At 71.0% G+C, this 16,796-nt stretch carries 19 protein-coding genes, 3 tRNA genes and 1 pseudogene; 10 read left to right on the top strand and 13 right to left on the bottom strand.

Features of this window, described 5'->3' with window-relative positions; genetic code table 11:
- Positions 1 to 8: 8 nt before the first annotated feature.
- The 6 genes from ACLHRZ_RS22680 to ACLHRZ_RS22655 form a co-directional block, all read right to left on the bottom strand.
- Complete coding sequence (locus ACLHRZ_RS22680; protein ID WP_490420328.1) at positions 9 to 1,064, bottom strand: UDP-N-acetylmuramate dehydrogenase; 1,056 nt, start codon at positions 1,062 to 1,064, stop codon at positions 9 to 11.
- A 72-nt stretch (positions 1,065 to 1,136) separates the two neighbouring features.
- Positions 1,137 to 1,571, bottom strand: a complete 435-nt coding sequence (locus ACLHRZ_RS22675; protein ID WP_490420327.1) for a MaoC family dehydratase — start codon at positions 1,569 to 1,571, stop codon at positions 1,137 to 1,139.
- A complete protein-coding gene (locus ACLHRZ_RS22670) occupies positions 1,571 to 2,023 on the bottom strand; it encodes an FAS1-like dehydratase domain-containing protein (RefSeq protein ID WP_490420326.1) in 453 nt (150 codons plus the stop codon). Before ACLHRZ_RS22670 ends, ACLHRZ_RS22675 begins: the two co-directional genes overlap by 1 nt.
- 132 nt (positions 2,024 to 2,155) lie before the next feature.
- On the bottom strand, positions 2,156 to 2,320 hold the full coding sequence (gene rpmG, locus ACLHRZ_RS22665) for a 50S ribosomal protein L33 (protein WP_490420325.1): 165 nt from the start codon (positions 2,318 to 2,320) through the stop codon (positions 2,156 to 2,158).
- 84 nt (positions 2,321 to 2,404) lie between these two features.
- Positions 2,405 to 2,477 (bottom strand) — tRNA-Met (locus ACLHRZ_RS22660).
- Positions 2,478 to 2,528: 51 nt separating this feature from the next.
- Positions 2,529 to 2,601: transfer RNA gene (locus ACLHRZ_RS22655), tRNA-Thr, on the bottom strand.
- 195 nt (positions 2,602 to 2,796) lie between these two features.
- Between ACLHRZ_RS22655 and ACLHRZ_RS22650 the strand changes: the two genes are divergently transcribed.
- Positions 2,797 to 4,074: an amidohydrolase family protein gene (locus ACLHRZ_RS22650; RefSeq protein WP_490420324.1), complete on the top strand. Its 1,278-nt coding sequence runs from the start codon at positions 2,797 to 2,799 to the stop codon at positions 4,072 to 4,074.
- Positions 4,075 to 4,101: 27 nt separating this feature from the next.
- The gene (locus ACLHRZ_RS22645; protein WP_490420323.1) at positions 4,102 to 4,764 is read left to right on the top strand and encodes an NAD(P)H-binding protein; all 663 of its coding nucleotides are present in this window, start codon (positions 4,102 to 4,104) and stop codon (positions 4,762 to 4,764) included.
- A gap of 75 nt (positions 4,765 to 4,839) precedes the next feature.
- Here the strand turns inward: ACLHRZ_RS22645 and ACLHRZ_RS22640 are convergent.
- Positions 4,840 to 4,921 (bottom strand) — tRNA-Tyr (locus ACLHRZ_RS22640).
- A gap of 208 nt (positions 4,922 to 5,129) precedes the next feature.
- On the opposite strand from ACLHRZ_RS22640, the gene ACLHRZ_RS22635 reads away from it, so the two are divergent.
- Positions 5,130 to 5,618 (top strand): YajQ family cyclic di-GMP-binding protein, encoded by a 489-nt coding sequence (locus ACLHRZ_RS22635; RefSeq protein WP_490420322.1) that lies wholly within the window; start codon positions 5,130 to 5,132, stop codon positions 5,616 to 5,618.
- A 95-nt stretch (positions 5,619 to 5,713) separates the two neighbouring features.
- On the opposite strand, the gene ACLHRZ_RS22630 is transcribed toward ACLHRZ_RS22635, so the two are convergent.
- Complete coding sequence (locus tag ACLHRZ_RS22630) at positions 5,714 to 6,106, bottom strand: YccF domain-containing protein (RefSeq protein ID WP_490420321.1); 393 nt, start codon at positions 6,104 to 6,106, stop codon at positions 5,714 to 5,716.
- Positions 6,107 to 6,340: 234 nt separating this feature from the next.
- Here ACLHRZ_RS22630 and ACLHRZ_RS22625 point away from each other — a divergent pair.
- Positions 6,341 to 6,523, top strand: a pseudogene (locus ACLHRZ_RS22625) (NUDIX hydrolase); the annotation flags it as partial.
- Here ACLHRZ_RS22625 and ACLHRZ_RS22620 read toward each other — a convergent pair.
- Positions 6,442 to 6,765: a hypothetical protein gene (locus tag ACLHRZ_RS22620; protein ID WP_490420419.1), complete on the bottom strand. Its 324-nt coding sequence runs from the start codon at positions 6,763 to 6,765 to the stop codon at positions 6,442 to 6,444. The pseudogene ACLHRZ_RS22625 and the gene ACLHRZ_RS22620 sit on opposite strands and share 82 nt — an antisense overlap.
- 299 nt (positions 6,766 to 7,064) lie before the next feature.
- Between ACLHRZ_RS22620 and ACLHRZ_RS22615 the strand changes: the two genes are divergently transcribed.
- From ACLHRZ_RS22615 to ACLHRZ_RS22600, 4 genes are read left to right on the top strand one after another with little or no spacing between them, the layout of a single operon-like run.
- On the top strand, positions 7,065 to 7,664 hold the full coding sequence (locus ACLHRZ_RS22615) for a chemotaxis protein CheB (protein ID WP_490420320.1): 600 nt from the start codon (positions 7,065 to 7,067) through the stop codon (positions 7,662 to 7,664).
- The gene (locus ACLHRZ_RS22610; RefSeq protein ID WP_490420319.1) at positions 7,664 to 9,541 is read left to right on the top strand and encodes a CheR family methyltransferase; all 1,878 of its coding nucleotides are present in this window, start codon (positions 7,664 to 7,666) and stop codon (positions 9,539 to 9,541) included. Before ACLHRZ_RS22615 ends, ACLHRZ_RS22610 begins: the two co-directional genes overlap by 1 nt.
- Before the next feature lie 9 nt (positions 9,542 to 9,550).
- Positions 9,551 to 10,417: a GAF and ANTAR domain-containing protein gene (locus tag ACLHRZ_RS22605; RefSeq protein WP_490420318.1), complete on the top strand. Its 867-nt coding sequence runs from the start codon at positions 9,551 to 9,553 to the stop codon at positions 10,415 to 10,417.
- Positions 10,414 to 11,145 (top strand): ANTAR domain-containing protein, encoded by a 732-nt coding sequence (locus tag ACLHRZ_RS22600; protein WP_490420317.1) that lies wholly within the window; start codon positions 10,414 to 10,416, stop codon positions 11,143 to 11,145. Before ACLHRZ_RS22605 ends, ACLHRZ_RS22600 begins: the two co-directional genes overlap by 4 nt.
- Positions 11,146 to 11,279: 134 nt before the next feature.
- On the opposite strand, the gene ACLHRZ_RS22595 is transcribed toward ACLHRZ_RS22600, so the two are convergent.
- Positions 11,280 to 11,471 carry a YegP family protein gene (locus tag ACLHRZ_RS22595; RefSeq protein WP_490420316.1) on the bottom strand — a complete coding sequence of 64 codons (192 nt, stop codon included), beginning with the start codon at positions 11,469 to 11,471 and terminating at the stop codon, positions 11,280 to 11,282.
- A gap of 199 nt (positions 11,472 to 11,670) precedes the next feature.
- Between ACLHRZ_RS22595 and ACLHRZ_RS22590 the strand changes: the two genes are divergently transcribed.
- Both ACLHRZ_RS22590 and ACLHRZ_RS22585 read left to right on the top strand, forming a co-directional pair.
- On the top strand, positions 11,671 to 12,279 hold the full coding sequence (locus ACLHRZ_RS22590) for a carbonic anhydrase (protein ID WP_490420315.1): 609 nt from the start codon (positions 11,671 to 11,673) through the stop codon (positions 12,277 to 12,279).
- A gap of 106 nt (positions 12,280 to 12,385) precedes the next feature.
- Positions 12,386 to 12,709 (top strand): hypothetical protein, encoded by a 324-nt coding sequence (locus tag ACLHRZ_RS22585; protein ID WP_490420314.1) that lies wholly within the window; start codon positions 12,386 to 12,388, stop codon positions 12,707 to 12,709.
- An 8-nt stretch (positions 12,710 to 12,717) separates the two neighbouring features.
- Here the strand turns inward: ACLHRZ_RS22585 and htpX are convergent, their stop codons facing one another.
- From htpX to ACLHRZ_RS22570, 3 genes are all read right to left on the bottom strand, one after another.
- Positions 12,718 to 13,584: a zinc metalloprotease HtpX gene (gene htpX, locus ACLHRZ_RS22580; RefSeq protein WP_490420313.1), complete on the bottom strand. Its 867-nt coding sequence runs from the start codon at positions 13,582 to 13,584 to the stop codon at positions 12,718 to 12,720.
- 143 nt (positions 13,585 to 13,727) lie between these two features.
- On the bottom strand, positions 13,728 to 15,233 hold the full coding sequence (locus ACLHRZ_RS22575; RefSeq protein WP_490420312.1) for an NADH-quinone oxidoreductase subunit N: 1,506 nt from the start codon (positions 15,231 to 15,233) through the stop codon (positions 13,728 to 13,730).
- Positions 15,233 to 16,795 (bottom strand): complex I subunit 4 family protein, encoded by a 1,563-nt coding sequence (locus tag ACLHRZ_RS22570; protein WP_490420311.1) that lies wholly within the window; start codon positions 16,793 to 16,795, stop codon positions 15,233 to 15,235. Before ACLHRZ_RS22570 ends, ACLHRZ_RS22575 begins: the two co-directional genes overlap by 1 nt.
- Position 16,796: the final 1 nt, after the last annotated feature.

Here is a 16,796-nt window from a genome sequence, read left to right as displayed (position 1 = left end):
GGCGACGGCTACAGGCTGACGCCGACCGTGACCGGCTCGTTGACGAGGGTCACCCCGAAGGCCGCGTGGACGCCGTCGCGCACCTCGCGAGCGAGGGCGAGGAGGTCCTCGGTGGTCGCGCCGCCGCGGTTGGTGAGGGCGAGCGTGTGCTTGGTGGAGATGCGGGCCGCGCCGGTCCCGTAGCCCTTGGTGAAACCGGCCCTGTCGATCAGCCAGGCGGCCGAGGTCTTGACCATGCCGTCGCCCGCGGGGAACGCGGGCGGCATGACGTCCGGGCCGAGCCGCTCGGTCACGCGGGCCAGGAAGGCCTCGTGCTCCGCCGCGGTGAGGACGGGGTTGGTGAAGAAGGACCCGGCCGACCAGGTGTCGTGGTCCTCGGGGTCGAGGACCATGCCCTTGCCGGAGCGCAGCCTGAGCACCGTCTCGCGGGCGACCGCGGCGGGGACCCGGTCGCCGGCCTCGACGCCGAGGGTGCGGGCCGTCTCCGGGTACTTGATCGGTGCCGACAGCCCGCCCGCGTCCTCCAGCTCGAAGCGGACGCGCAGCACGACGTGCCGGTCCGGCTCCTGCTTGAAGCGGCTGTGCCGGTACGAGAAGCCGCACTCGGCGTTGGGGACGGTGACGACCTCGCCGGAGCGGCGGTCGTAGACGACGGCCTCGGTGAGCGTCGCGGAGACGTCCTGCCCGTAGGCGCCGACGTTCTGGATCGGGGTGGCGCCCGCGGAGCCGGGGATGCCGGCCAGGCACTCGATGCCCGCCAGGCCGGCCTCGACGGTGCGGGCGACGGCGTCGGACCAGTTCTCGCCGGCGGCGAGCTCCAGCGACGTGCCGTCGAGCACGAAGCCCTCGGTGGCGATGCGCAGGGCGGTGCCCTCGAAGCCCTTGTCGGAGATGACGAGGTTGCTGCCGCCGCCGATGATCAGCAGCGGGGTGCCGCTCGCGTCGGCCTCGCGGACGGCCGCGATCACCTCGTCGTCGGTGACGGCCGTGACGAGGCGGGAGGCGGGCCCGCCGAGCCGGAAGGTGGTCAGGGGCGCGAGGGGGGCATCGTGGTTTTCCTGCACGCGCACAAGAGTACGGGCCCGGGCCGCACGGTAAGGGGCGCCCGCTACTGCGGGCGCCCCTTACCGTGCGCCTCAGACGAGCTTGACGACCGCCCGCGACATGCCCAGGACCTTCTGGTCGGCGCACCGCACCACCAGGTCGACGCGGACCGTGCGGGCCTCGTCGTCCAGCTTGGCCGCGACCTTGGCGCTGACCTCGAGGAGCGCGCCCTTGTCGTCGTTCGGCACCACGACCGGCTTGGTGAAGCGCACGCCGTAGTCGACGACGGCCGCCGGGTCGCCGGCCCAGTCGGTCACCACGCGGATCGCCTCGGCCATGGTGAACATGCCGTGCGCGATGACGTCCGGGAGCCCGACCTCCTTGGCGAACTTCTCGTTCCAGTGGATCGGGTTGAAGTCGCCGGACGCGCCCGCGTAGCGGACCAGGGTGTCCCGGGCGACGGGGAAGGTCTGCGCCGGCAGCTCCATGCCGACCTCGACGTCCGCGTAAGCGACCTTGGCGGCCATCACGCCTCCTCGGCGGCGCGCGCCACCAGCTTGGTCTCCGCGGTCACCACGTGCTCGCCGTTCTCGTCGTGGACGTCGCCACGGATCGTCAGCACGTCGTTGCCCGCGAGGGACTTGATCGACTCGATGGTGGAGACGACCGTCAGCCGGTCGCCCGCGCACACCGGGCGGCTGTAGGCGAACTTCTGGTCGCCGTGCACCACGCGGCTGTAGTCCAGCCCGAGCTGCGGGTCCTCGACGACCTGGCCGGCGGCCTTGTACGTGATGGCGAACACGAAGGTCGGCGGGGCGATCACGTCGCGGTGCCCGAGCGCGCGGGCGGCCTCGGGGTCGGTGTACGCCGGGTTGGCGTCACCGATGGCCTCGGCGAATTCGCGGATCTTCTCCCGCCCGACCTCGTACGGGTCGGTGGCCGGATAGGTCCGTCCGACGAAGGACTGGTCGAGCGGCATCGCTCGGCACCTCCTGGACTGGGGGATTCGGTACGCCATGGGTACACCCATGGATACACCTGGGTACGTCTGGATACGCCACGAGGCCGCCCCCATCAGAATGGGGACGGCCTCATGTGACGACGTATGCGTTTAGCGAGTCTCGCGGTGCGCCGTGTGGGCGTTGCAACGCGGGCAGTGCTTCTGCATCTCAAGTCGGTCCGGGTTGTTGCGCCGGTTCTTCTTGGTGATGTAGTTCCGCTCCTTGCACTCCACGCAGGCCAGCGTGATCTTCGGGCGGACGTCGGTGGCAGCCACGTGAGTGCTCCTTGACGGATGGACGGATTAACGCAGACAAGAGTAGCCGACCGGAGGACCGACCCCACAATCGGCTACTGTGTGTAGCGGTGACCGGACTTGAACCGGTGACACAGCGATTATGAGCCGCTTGCTCTACCGACTGAGCTACACCGCTGTGATGCGGGAGGGATTCCCCGTCCGAAGACGGGGAAACCTCTCGCACCAGAGCCCCAAAACGGAATCGAACCGTTGACCTTCTCCTTACCATGGAGACGCTCTGCCGACTGAGCTATTGGGGCGAGCGAGGAAGACATTACACGGTCTGCCGCCGAAGGTGAAATCCGTATCGGGCCACCCCCGCGGCCCCCGTCCCGGCACGACGCGCGGGCCACACCGGTACGACTATTCGGCGCCTGCTCGAAGCGGCTGCACAGGCGTCCTACGCTCGGACCACGCTGCGTGATCATGCATGCCCCGGCCCCCGGAGGAGCGCGATGCCCGACAGTCAGCCGCAGCCCGCCAGAAACCCCGACGGCGACGCCAGCAGCCCGCCCGGCGGCCTGCCCGCGCCGCTGTCCGCCGGCGACGGTGCGCTGCTGCTCTGCGGCGCGCGGCTGGCCGACGGCCGCATCGTGGACGTGCGGCTGAGCGGCGGGCGCATCGAGGCCGTGGGCACGGCGGGCAGCCTCGCACCCGGACCCCGCGTCGACCTGGGCGGCTACCTGCTGCTGCCCGCCCCCGCCGAGCCGCACGCCCACTGCGACACCGCGCTGACGGCCGACCTCGGCGGCCCCGTCCCGCACTCCGCCGAGGACGTCCAGCGCCGCACCACCGAGGCCGCCCTGCTGCAACTCGGCCACGGCGCAACGGCGGTGCGCACCCACGTCCGCATCGGCGACGTCCAGGGCCTGCGCCCGCTGGAGGGGGTGCTCCAGGCCCGCCGGACGCTGCGCGGGCTCACGGAGCTGTCCGCCGTGGCCGTGCCCCGGCTGCTGACGGGCGTGGCGGGCGCCGACGGGCTGGCCATGCTGCGGGACGCGGTGAAGATGGGCGCCACGGCCGTCGGCGGCTGCCCCGACCTCGACCCCGACCCCACCGGCTACGCCGAGGCCGTGCTGGACGTCGCCGCCGAGTACGGCTGCGCCGTCGACCTGCACACCGACGGCGAGGACCCCGTCCGCCTGGCCCGGCTGGCCGCCATGGCGGGGCGGCTGCGCCCGGGCGTCGCCCTCGGCCCCTGCGGCGGCCTGGGCCGGCTGCCGTACGACCAGGCCGTGCGGGCGGCCGAGCAACTCGCCGCCGCCGGCGTGACGGTGGTGTGCCTGCCGCAGGGCGACTGCCCCGCCGCACGGGGTGCGGCCGCCGTGCCCGTGCGGCTGCTGCGGGCGGCGGGCGTGCGGATCGCGGCGGGCAGCGGCGCCCTGCGGGACGCGGCCAACCCGGTCGGCCGCGGCGACCCCCTGGAGGCCGCCTTCCTGCTGGCCGCGCGGGCCGAACTGCCGCCCGCCGGGGCGTACGAGGCCGTGGCCGGCCGGGCCCGCGCGGCGATGGGGCTGCCGGAGGTGCGGGTGGAGGCCGGGTTCCCCGCGGAACTGCTGGCGGTGCGGGGCGGGGGGATCGCGGGGGTCCTGTCGCTGGGATACAGCCGGCTCGTGGTGCACCGGGGGCGGGTGGTGGCGAGGACGAGCGCGGTACGGGAGTTCTGCGACGCCCAGGCCGCGGTGGCCCTGGACCTGCCGCGGCAGGCGCCGCGCGGCGCGGACCCGGCCTGACCGCCGGTAGCGGGCTACGGTCGGATCATGCGCATTGTCATCGCAGGTGGACATGGTCGGATCGCGCTGCGGCTGGAGCGGCTGCTCGCCGCGCGCGGTGACGAAGTGGCGGGCGTCATCCGCCGCACGGAACAGGCGGGCGATCTGCTCGCGGCAGGTGCCGAACCGGTCGTGTGCGACCTGGAGTCGGCGACGGTCGGGGATGTGGCACGGCATCTGGAGGGCGCCGACGCCGCGGTGTTCGCGGCCGGCGCGGGCCCGGGCAGCGGCACGGAACGCAAGGACACGGTGGACCGCGCGGCGGCCTCGCTCTTCGCCGATGCGGCCGAGGCGGCCGGGGTGCGCCGCTTCGTGGTCGTCTCCTCGATGGGCGCCGACCACGAGCCCCCGGAGGGCACGGATCCGGTCTTCGCCGCGTACCTGCGCGCGAAGGGCGCCGCCGACGCGGACGTCCGCTCCCGGCCCGGCCTGGACTGGACGATCCTGCGCCCGGGACGCCTGACGGACGGGCCGGGCACGGGCCTGGTGGCCCTGGCGGACGCCACGGGCCGGGGCGACGTCACCCGCGACGACGTGGCGGCCGTGCTGGCGGCGCTGCTGGACGAGCCCGGGACGGCGGGCCGGACGCTGGAGCTGACCGGCGGCGACACGCCGGTGGCGGAAGCGGTTGCAAAGGCGTCGGGGGCCTGATCCGCAGGCCGCGCCGGGCCGGGCCGTGCCGCAAACGGAAAGGCCCCCGATCCGAAGATCGGGGGCCTTGTCCGGTGGCGGCGCCAGGATTCGAACCTGGGTAGGCTAAGCCGACGGATTTACAGTCCGCTCCCATTGGCCACTCGGGCACACCGCCATGGGTTGTCGCCTCGGGTCCCTTGCGAGATCCCCCGGAGCAACGACGTAAACCATACCCGATGACCAGGGGTGGTCCGCCACTCGGTTCAGAGCACCCCTGTGCGGGCCGGGATGACTAGGCTGGCGGCGCGGCCGTCCCCGGCCACCGGCCCGGGTGCCACCGGGCCGCTCCCCTGATGGATCTATGTACGAGGAGCCAACTCAATATGGCCGACTCCAGTTTCGACATCGTCTCGAAGGTCGAGCGGCAGGAGGTCGACAACGCCCTCAACCAGGCCGCCAAGGAGATCTCGCAGCGCTACGACTTCAAGAACGTCGGTGCGTCGATCGCCTGGTCCGGCGAGAAGATCGAGATGCGTGCCAACTCCGAGGAGCGGGTCAACGCGATTCTCGACGTCTTCCAGTCCAAGCTCATCAAGCGCGGCATCTCGCTGAAGGCCCTGGACGCGGGCGAACCGCAGGCCTCCGGCAAGGAGTACAAGATCTTCGCCTCGCTCGAGGAGGGCATCTCCCAGGAGAACGCGAAGAAGGTCGCCAAGATCATTCGCGATGAGGGCCCCAAGGGCGTCAAGGCCCAGGTCCAGGGCGACGAACTGCGGGTCTCCTCCAAGAGCCGCGACGACCTCCAGGCCGTCCAGGCCCTGCTGAAGGGCAAGGACCTGGACTTCGCCCTGCAGTTCGTCAACTACCGCTAGACGACTGCCGGTTGCAGCGACCCGAAGAGGGCGCGTCAGGGACGGTTCCGCCGTCCCCGACGCGCCCTTTCCGCATGCGGGCCGCCGGCTCGCTGCTACCAGCGCCCGAACGCCTCGTCCGTGGACACGATTTCCCTGCCGAGCGGCATCAGCGAAATCGGGATCAGCTTGAAGTTGGCGATGCCCAGCGGAATGCCGATGATCGTGCAGCAGAGCGCGATTCCGGTGAAGATGTGGCCCAACGCGAGCCACCAGCCTGCGAACACGATCCAGATGACATTGCCGAGGAACGAACCCGCACCCGCGTCACGCCGCTCGACCGTCGTGCGGCCGAAAGGCCACAGGGCGTACGAGGCGATACGGAAGCTGGCGATGCCGAACGGGATCGTGACGATGAGTACGCAGCAGATGAGGCCTGCGATGCAGTAGCCGATGGCCATCCACAGCCCGCAGAGGACCAGCCAGACGATATTCAGGATGAACCTCATAGTTGACAGCCTTCCACGCGACCGGTTCTCCGGCCACTGAGACGCCGTAGAGCTGAGCTTCGGTTGCTCCTTCTCGCAGGTAGAACGTCTGATCCGGTCAGCCGCCGGCAGGCCGAGAACCGCGACCGTGCAGGAGCTCGCCGGCGGTAACCCTCCTCAAGCCCGGGCAACGCCTTCCCCGCACTGACCAGGCCTCTGGGACGCTGGCGGCCGACGGCGAGAGGGGTATCACGCATGCGGTGGAAGACCCACGGCGAGCGGCAGACATACACAAATCCCTGGGTGAACCTGTGCCTTGTGGATGTCGAGCAGCCCGACGGGCGGCGCTGGGAGCATCACGTCGTGCGGCTGCGGCACCCGGCGGTGGCGGCCGTGGTGAACGAGTGGAACGCACGGCCGCGGTTGTTGTCGGGGTGGGCGCGTCTCAGGGCGTCTGCAACGAGCGGCTCGGCGGCGCCTGCTTGGCCGAGCCGGCCACGGGCAATACCCGTGTCCACGATCAGCTTGGCCTCGTCGAAGTAGGTGACCCGAGCGGGGCCGGGGCCCTCGGTGATGACGCGTTCGAACCGGCTGCGCACTTCGGCGAGTGCAGCGTGGGTTGCCGACCGCTCGTTCGGGGAGGCGTAGGCAAAGGCCTCCCGCATCGACAGCATCGACATGAAGGGACACCGGGCGTTGAGGGCCTCGACCGCCTAAACGCTCAATCGGGACACCTATAGCGCTGAGTCACATCCGTGAGCGCCGCGTAGGAGGCGTCGCAGTCGACATGCCAAGAAAATCGAACACATACTCTACTTCGGGCGTGGTCGCCGCCTTCCCCCACGACCTGGTGCAGGCCCGGCGACTCGGCCACGCGGGGACCTCGTCCGCTGAGGCGGTATGCGCCAAACATTCTCCACGCCCGAACGGTATCGGCACAAACGCCCCCGTCCTTCGGAGGTCCGCTAGGCTCGCCAGTGTGACGGTCGACCAGTCCCCAGGGGACGGCTACGCCATCGTCGCGGTTGCTTCGTCCGCTGGTGGCGTCCACGGCCTGGCCGTGCTCCTGGAGGCGTTGGGCCCGGTCGTTCCGGTGCCCGTGCTCGTGGTCCAGCATCTCGACCCCCGGCACAAGACGGTGATCGCCGACATCCTCGCCCGCCGTTGTGATCTTCCGGTCAAGCTCGCGGAGACCGGGGAGTACGCGCTGCCCGGCACCGTCTACATCGCCCCTCCCGACCGGCACCTCCTCATCAGCTCCGACGGCGTCATGACGCTGTCCGACACCGAACTCGTCCACTTCGTACGGCCCTCCGCAGACCTCCTTTTCGAATCGGTCGCCGGCGCCTACGGGCCCCGGGCGATCGCGTGCGTGCTCACCGGATCCGGCAGCGACGGTGCGATGGGCGTGGACGCCGTGAAGTCGCGGGGCGGCACGGTGATCGCCGAGAACCCGCTGACAGCCGAGTTCAAGGGAATGCCGCAGGCGGCGGTGGACACCGGAGCGGCGGACTTCGTGCTACCCCTTGAGGAAATCGCGGCAGTCGTCCGCGGGCTTGTCGAGACTAAGAGGCAGTGATGGCAGAACCCGAGCGCGCACAGCCCGACGAGGCGCTGGAGAATCTGCTCGCCTTCCTCAGGGACGCCCGCGGCTTCGACTTCACCGGCTACAAACGCTCCACCCTGGGCCGGCGCGTCCGCAAGCGGATGGCCGACGTGGGCATCCGCTCCTACCAGGACTACCAGGATCTCCTCGAAACCAGCGCGTCCGAATTCGGCGCCCTCTTCAACACGATCCTGATCAACGTCACGTCGTTCTTCCGCGATCCCGACGCCTGGAACTTCCTCCAGCACGAGGTCATCCCCGAGCTGCTCACCGACCTCACGCCCGACCAGGAGATCAGGGTGTGGAGCGCCGGCTGCTCCAGCGGCGAGGAAGCCTACTCCCTGGCCATCATGTTCGCGGAGGTGCTGGGCCTCGAGGAGTCCCTGCGCCGCGTCAAGATCTACGCCACGGACATCGACGAGGAAGCGCTGCGCCAGGCACGCTCGGGACTGTACCCGGAGAAGTCACTGGAGCCGCTTCCCCCCGAACTGCGTCAGACGTACTTCGATCAGAACGGCGCGCAGTTCGGCTTCCGCCCCGATCTGCGGCGCCGGGTGATCTTCGGTCGGCACGACATCACCAGCGACGCCCCGATCTCCCGGCTCGACCTGCTGATCTGCCGCAACACGCTGATGTACTTCAACGTCGAGGCCCAGATCAAGATCATCGACCGCTTCCACTTCGCCCTGCGCAAGAACGCCTTCCTCTTCCTCGGCAAGGCCGAGATGCTGCTGAACGACGCCGAGCGGTTCGACGTGGTCAACATGCGGGAGCGGATCTTCCGGCGCCACGTCGGCGACTCCGGGCTGCCGTACCACCCGGCTCCCTCGAAGCTCAGGATCGGCGGGGGCACCGAAGTGCACTCGGTGTCGCGCAACCGCCAGCTGCGCGACATGATCCTCGACGCGGGCCCGACCCCGTCGATCGCCGTCGACGACGACGGAACCGTCGTGGTGATCAACAGCCAGGCGAGGATCCAGTTCGGCCTGGCCGCCACCGATGTCGGCCGCCCCTTCCAGGACCTGGAGATCTCCTACCGGCCGGTCGAACTCCGCTCTCTGATCGACCAGGCCACGCACGAACGCCGGACCCTGCGGGTCAACCGGGTGGAACGCAGGACGGGTGAGGATCTCCAGTACTTCGACATCATCATCCAGCCGCTCACCGGGCCCAACGGTCTGCATGCCGCCACCACCATCTCCTTCATCGACGTCACGGTGGCCACCCAGCTGAATGCCGAGATCAAGCGGGTGCGCGAGGATCTGGAGACGGCGTACGAGGAACTCCACTCCACCAACGAGGAGCTGGAGACCACCAACGAAGAACTCCAGTCGAGCATCGAGGAGCTGGAGACCACCAACGAAGAACTCCAGTCGACCAACGAGGAGTTGGAGACCACCAACGAGGAACTCCAGTCGGGCAACGAGGAACTGGAGACCATGAACGACGAGATGCGCATGCGCACCGAGGAGCTGGACGAGGCCAGGGCCTTCCTGGAAGCCGTCCTGACCAGCATCGAGGCGGGCGTGGTGGTCCTGGACCGCGAGCTGAAGGTCAAGGGCTGGAACCGAGGCGCGGTCGACCTGTGGGGGCTGCGTACGGACGAGGTCCTGGGCGAGAAGTTCTTCGCACTGGACTTCGGGCTGCCCACCGAGAAACTGCAACCCGTCGTACGGGTCTGCCTCGAGACCCGTGAACGTTCCGGGCCGTTCAGCATCAAGGCGCTGAGCCGCATCGGCCGGTCCATCATGTGCGACGTGTTCTGTTCCCCGTTCGACGGCCACAACGGAGGCGTCGTCCTGCTGATGGAAGAAAGCAGAAACCACGACACGGACGACGCCACGTCCTAGTCTTCAAACATGAACCCGCCGGGGCACGACGAGTCCCGCAGTCTGGCGACAACGGCGCGAGATCGCGCGGTCCGGGCCCTGGAGCGCGCGGACCGGGCCGAGGCGGCAGCCGAGCGGCATGAACGGCTGGCCGCGGAGACCGGACGCAGGATGTACGCACAGATCGCGGCGATGCACCGCCGCACGGCCGCATGCCACCGCTCCTCGGCCGCCCTCCAGGAGTCGTTCGCCCGCCGTACGGCGGAGTGGGCCGGACGAGGTGCCCAGCCCCGGTTCATGGCCGGCGTCGCGGAGGCGTGCGGCTCGGGCGGCGCGGCGCTCACCCTGGTCGACTCCGGCCACAACCAGCTCGCGGTCGCCGCGTCCGACGAACAGTCCCGCGCCGCCCAGGACCTGGAGTACGTGCTCGGCGAGGGCCCGTCCCGGGACGCGGCGTCGGGGCGCAGCCCGGTTCATGCGTCGGGCCGGTCGATCGGGACCCGCTGGCCCGCTTACGGACCGGCGCTGTCCTCCCTGGGCATCACCTCGGTGACCGCCGTTCCGCTCCGGACGCAGGACGACTGCATCGGCGCGCTCGCAGTGTTCGACCCCCACCCCACCCTCGCCGGGTCGGTCCGTCTCACCGATGTCGCCGCGGCCCTCACCCGCATCGTGCTGCTCGGCCCCGACGCCGACCCGGACCTCTACGGCGGCACCGACTTGAGAGCGGCTGTGCAGCAGGCGGCGGGCATGCTCTCCGCACGGATCGGCTGCGCCGCCGACGACGCCCTGGCGCTCATCAAGGCCCGGGCATTCACCGAGAACGTGTCCACCGAGGTGATCGCGCGGAGGATTCTGCGCGGTGTCCCAGAACTCGACTGGGGAGAGACGCCATGACGCCCGAGCAACGGCTGGCCGACGTCTTCGTGGCCCTGGCGGGTGATACGACGGACGGCCCCACGGACGTTCCCGGAACCCTCTCGGTCCTCGCACACCACAGCCCGAGCCTGCTCGGCGCCGACGCCGCCGCCGTGGTGTTCACCCCCGGAAGGCACGGGATCACGCACGTGGCGGCGTCCGAGCCGGAGGTGTCCCGGCTGGAGCGCGACGCCGACGGCTGGCAGGAGGGTCCTGGCCACGACTGCCGGCTCGCCCACGGGTTCCGGCTTCAGGCGGCCCTCGACAACGGCCCGGTCAGACAGCGCTGGCCGCGCTACGCCCCGCGGGCCCTGAGCCTGGGCTACACCCGCGTGGCAGCCCTGCCCCTGCGCGAACGGCCCGGGACCGCCGGCGCGCTCGTGCTGTTGACCGGCGCGCGACAGAGCGCCTTTCCCGAGGGGACCCTGACCCTCGGCCAGTCGATGGCGGACTTCACCTCCGTCACCCTGCGGCGCGCGTGGGAGGCCGACCGCAGCCGAACCCTCACCGCCCAGCTGGAACGGGCTCTGACCAGCCGGGTGATCATCGAGCAGGCCAAGGGGATCCTCGCGGTGCGTCGGACGATGACGGTGGACGACGCCTTCGCCCGCCTGCGCGGGTATGCACGCTCACACCAGCAGCCGTTGCACGACGTGGCACGTGAGGTGGTCGAGGGGCTTGCCGACCCCGACCTGGTCGGGGAGTGACGCCGGACCCGGCACCGCACCTTCGTGCCCGGGCCGATGAGCGCGAGACCGACGGGTGAGCGTGTCCCTGCCCGGCAGGGTCTCCCCAGGCGATTCCGGCCCGCCTCACGAGAGCCGTTCAAGACCGCCCCTGGTCAGCGGGCGTCCCGGGGAACCTCCTTGACCTCCGCGCTCGGTGCGTTGCGCTTCACGGACTCGATGCCCTTCTCGCAGGCGGACTTCGAGTTGTAGGCCTCGCCGACGGCGATGATCTCGCCGTTGCCCGCCTTGAGCCGGTAGCGGTACTTCCCGGACTTGTCCTCGTACATCTCGAACTTGCCGGACACGGTGCCTCCTCGGTCGCAGGTGTGCTGATCCCAGGAACGCACTTCACGGACCGACCGGCAGCCCCATGGCCACCGTCCGGGTGAGCGGGCAATGCGGCGCCTGCCCACCCGCGCACCTTCCGGAACCAGGCATATCACCAGTCCTGCAAGGGCAGTTCCTGGGTATCGTCGGCATCGGCATGCACCCAGGGGGAACCTCATGCAGCCTTTCATCGAACACGCCCGCACGCTGAAACAGCGCATCGCCCGCAACGCCCGCAGGCGCGCCGAGTTCGGGCGGCTCGCCGACGGGCAGTCGCCCACGGCGCTGTTCGTGACGTGCTCCGACTCCCGGGTCGTACCGTCCCTGATAACCGGCGCCCGTCCGGGCGAGCTGTTCGAACTGCGGACGGCCGGCAACGCCGTCCCCGCGTACGACGACGCCCGGCCCAGCGGCGAGTCCGCGACCGTCGAGTACGCGGTGGACGTGCTCGGGGTGCCGGACGTCGTCGTGTGCGGCCACTCGCACTGCGGCGCGGTGGGGGCCCGGGTGCGCGGCGAGGACCTGACCGCCGTGCCGGCCGTCGCGGGCTGGCTCAACTCCCAGCTGCCGGACGGCCTGGACCGGTTCGGGCACGAGGGCGACCCGGGCGTGCACGCGGCGGTGCAGCGCAACGTGCGCGTACAGCTGGAGCGGCTGCGCACGTACCCGTCCGTCCGGGAGCGTCTGGCCGACGGCCGGCTGCGGCTGCACGGCTGGTTCTACGAGGTGAACACCGGCCTGGTGCTCGCGCACGACCCCGGGCTCGACGCGTTCCTGCCCCTCTGACCCTCCGGCCCGCTGCCCCCGAATGGGGTAACGCAGCGAGGCGTCCGGCGGGGCGGCCGGTCATGGTGGGCGTGTCGCAACCCTGCGCTTTTCGCGAGGAGTCCCCATGTCCATACGCAGGCCCGTACGGGCCCGGGCGGTCCGCCCCGCCGTCGTCGCCGCGGTGCTGGTCGCCCTCAGCGCACTCGGAGCCTCCGCCTCCGCCGTCGTCCCGACGGGCACGGACTTCAGAAGCTGCGTCAACGGCAAGGGCAGGCTCGGCGTGATCAAGGGCGGGCTGCCCACGCAGCCCTACTACACGCTGGTCTGCAAGGGGGGCACCTTCAACGGCCAGACCGTCGCCTTCGCCAGCGGCAGCGACTTCACGCTCGTCGACGACGTCGGCGGGGCCGACGGCTTCACCGGACTCGACGGCTTCGGCAAGGCCTGAGCTCCCGGCTACGGCCGGTGGTAGCCGGCCATCTGCTCCAGGCGGGCGATGCGCTCACCCATCGGCGGGTGCGTGGAGAAGAGCTTCGACATGCCCTCCCCGGCCCGGAACGGGTTCGCGATCATCATGTGGCTCGCGGTCTCCAGGCGCGGCTCGGGCGGCAGCGGCAGGCGCTGGGTGCCCGCCTCCAGCTTGCGCAGCGCCGAGGCCAGGGCCAGGGGGTCGCCCGTGAGGCGGGCGCCGGAGGCATCGGCCTCGTACTCCCGGGAGCGGCTGACGGCCAGCTGGATGAGCGAGGCCGCGACCGGGCCCAGGATCATGATCAGCAGCATGCCGAGGATGCCGGGGCCCTCGTCGTCCTCGTTGCGGCCGAAGGGGATCAGCCAGGCGAAGTTGACCAGGAACATCACCACCGAGGCCAGGGCGCCGGCCACGGAGGAGATGAGGATGTCCCGGTTGTAGACGTGGCTGAGCTCGTGGCCGATGACGCCGCGCAGCTCGCGCTCGTCGAGCAGGCGCAGGATGCCGTCCGTGCAGCAGACCGCCGCGTTGCGCGGATTGCGGCCCGTGGCAAAGGCGTTGGGGGCCTCCGTCGGGGAGATGTACAGGCGCGGCATGGGCTGGCGCGCGGCAGTGGAGAGCTCGCGGACCATGCGGTAGAGCTGGGGGGCCTCGAACTCGCTGACGGGCCTGGCACGCATCGCGCGCAGGGCCAGCTTGTCACTGTTCCAGTAGGCGTAGGCGTTGGTGCCGAGCGCCACCAGGAGCGCGACGACCAGACCTCCGCGGCCGAAGAAGCTGCCGATGACGATGATGAGCGCGGACAGCCCCCCGAGGAGCACGGCCGTCCTGAGCCCGTTGTGCCGGCGGTGCACGGTACGCCCTCCAAGTGGTGCGGCAGGGGAACCCTTGAACCAGTGGAACCTTTCGAACTGGTCAACGCCAGACGGAGGCCGCTAGTTCCCTTGTGCACGCGCACCGGAGCTGCCCCGTTCGGGTGAGCGCGCCCCGAAGCGGCCTACAGCAGCGCCCCCGAGGCGAAGCGCAGGACCAGCTGCGGGGCGCCGGAGAGGGCCACGCCGAGGACGGCCGCCAGGCCGATGGCGGTGGCCAGGGGCAGCGGGATGCGGCCGGCGGACTGCGGTGCCTCCGCTTCCCCGTCGGCAGGCTTGAACAGCAGCGCCGTCCACTGCAGGTAGTAGTAGAGCGCGATGACGACGTTGACGGCCATGACGACCGCCAGCCAGCCCAGACCCGCGTCCACGGCCGCCGTGAAGACCGTGACCTTCGCGAACAGGCCGATCACGCCCGGCGGCAGACCGGCCAGGCAGAGCAGGAAGAAGCCGAGGGCGAGCGCGGCGAGCGGGCGGCGGGCGTAGAGGCCGCGGTAGTCGGTGATCCGGTTGTCCGGGCTCGTGCGGGCGACGAGCGCGGCAACGGCGAAGGCGCCGAGGTTCACGGCCGCGTACATCAGGGCGTACGCGACGGTGGAGCCGATGGCGTGCCCCGGGCCGCCCGCGTAGCCGGCGGCGGCGATCGGCACCAGCAGGTAGCCGGCCTGGCCGACCGAGGACCAGGCGAGCAGCCGCACGGCGCTGCGGTCGCGCTCCGGGCGCTGGCGCAGGGCGGCGACGTTGCCGATGGTCATCGTCAGGGCAGCGAGGACGGCGAGGGCCGGCCCCCACACGTCGGCGTACGACGGGAAGCCGAGGACCGTCACGAGGATGAGGCCGGTGAAGCCGACCGCCTTGCCGATGACGGACAGGTACGCGGCGACGGGCAGCGGCGCGCCCGCGTAGGTGTCGGGCACCCAGAAGTGGAAGGGGACGGCCGCGGTCTTGAAGGCGAAGCCGACGAGTGTGAGGGCGACGCCCGCCTCGGCGAGGGTGGCCAGGCGCGGGTCGACGTGGGTGAGGCCCTCGGCGACCTGGGCGAGGTGCAGAGTGCCGGTGGCTGCGTAGACGAAGCTGACGCCGAGCAGGGTGACGGCGGTCGCGGTGACCGACGACAGGAAGAACTTCAGTGCCGCCTCGGAGGAGCGGCTGTCGCCGCGGCGCAGGCCCACCAGGGCGAAGGCCGGCAGGGACGCGACCTCCAGGGCGACCACCAGCGTGGCGAGGTCGCGGGAGGCGGGCAGCAGCGCGGCCCCGGCGGCGGAGGACAGCAGCAGGAACCAGTACTCCCCATGGGGGAGTTTGAGATCGTCGAGCGCGCTGAAGGAGAGCAGCGCGGTCAGCAGCGCTCCGCCCAGCACGAGGAACTGGATGACCAGGGTGAAGTGGTCCGCCGTGTAGCTGCACACGCGCGTGCCGGTCGTCAGGCAGAAGGTGGAGCGGTCGCCGCCGAGCAGCGGGAGCAGGCTCAGCCCGGCCAGCACCAGTCCGGCGACGGCGATGCGCCCGAGGAGCGGCTTGCGCTCCTCCGGCAGGAAGAGGTCGGCGACCAGGACGGCCAGCGCCACGAGGGCCGTGACGGTGGGCGGGGCGATGGCGAGCCAGTCGACGGACTGGACGAGGGAGCCCATCAGTTGCCTCCTCGGAGGAGCTGCTGTACGGCCGGGTCGGTGAGGCCGAGGAGGGCCGCGGGCCAGAGTCCGGCGAGGACGGTGAGGGCGACGAGCGGGGTCCAGGCGGCGAACTCGTACGTCCGGACGTCCGCGAGGGCGGGGGTCTCCTGCGCCTTCTCCCCCATGCACACGCGGCGCACGACGACCAGCATGTAGGCGGCCGTGAGCAGGGTGCCGAGGCCGGCGAGGGCCATGAACGTCAGGTAGGCGGGGCGGCTGAGGCCGTCGGCCGGGTGGAACGAGCCGAACATGGCGAGCATCTCGCCCCAGAAGCCGGCCAGTCCGGGCAGCCCGAGGGAGGCGACGGCGGCGAAGGCCAGCAGGCCGCCGAGCCGGGGGGCCCGGCCGTAGAGGGCCGCGCCGGTGGCACCGGAGAGGGCGTCGAGGTCACTGGTGCCGTAGCGGTCCTTGATCGCGCCGACCAGGAAGAAGAGGAGGCCGGTGATGAGGCCGTGGGCGATGTTGGCGAAGAGGGCGCCGTTGACCCCGGTGGGGGTGAGGGTGGCGATGCCCAGGAGGACGAAGCCCATGTGGCCCACGGAGGAGTAGGCGATCAGCCGCTTGAGGTCTCCCTTCGCCCCGGAGCGGGCCAGCGAGAGGCAGACCAGGGAGCCGTAGACGATGCCGACGGCCGCGAAGGCGGCGAGGTAGGGCGCCAGGGTGTGGGCCCCGTCGGGGGTGACCGGCAGGATGATGCGGACGAACCCGTACGTGCCCATCTTCAGCAGCACGCCCGCGAGCAGCACCGACCCCGTGGTCGGGGCGGCGGTGTGGGCGTCGGGCAGCCAGCTGTGCAGGGGCCACATCGGGGCCTTGACGGCCAGTCCGACACCGATGGCCAGAGCTGCGATGAGCTGCGTCGTGTGGCTCAGCTTCGAGCCGTTGTCAGTGGCGAGTGCCACCATGTCGAAGGTGCCGCCCTTGATGCCGACGAGGAGGAGGCCGAGCAGCATCACGACCGAGCCGAGCACGGTGTAGAGGATGAACCGCCAGGCCGCGCGCTCGCGGCCCTCGCCGCCCCAGCGGGCGACGAGGAAGTACATCGGGACGAGGACCATCTCGAACGCCAGGAAGAACAGCACCAGGTCGAGCACCGCGAAGCTCGCCAGGGTGCCGGACTCCAGCACGAGGATCAGCGCGACGTATGCCTTGGGAGACGGGCCCGCGGGCATGCGGAAGTAGCTGTACAGCGCGCAGAGGAAGGTCAGCAGCGCGGTCAGGACGAGGAGGGGGAGGGAGACGCCGTCCACGCCGAGGTGGATCCGGATGCCGAGGGCCGGGATCCAGCTCACGTCCGTGGTCGCCTGCATCCGCGCCGGGTGGCCGTGGTCGAAGCCGGCGGCCAGGGCGACGGACAGCGCGAGGACGGCGCCGGTGACGGTGACGCCGTGCCGGAGCACGGCCTGTTCGGGGCTCCTGCCCTTCAGGCCGGGCGGGGCCGGCAGCAGCGCGGCGACGGCTCCGAGGAGGGGGACGACGACGATCGCAGCGAGGAGGATCTGCAGAACGGTATGACTCACG

Source organism: Streptomyces sp. AM25 (assembly GCF_058146165.1).
Note: the sequence above shows the minus strand (reverse complement) of the source record. Positions and strands in the feature narration are given on the sequence as shown.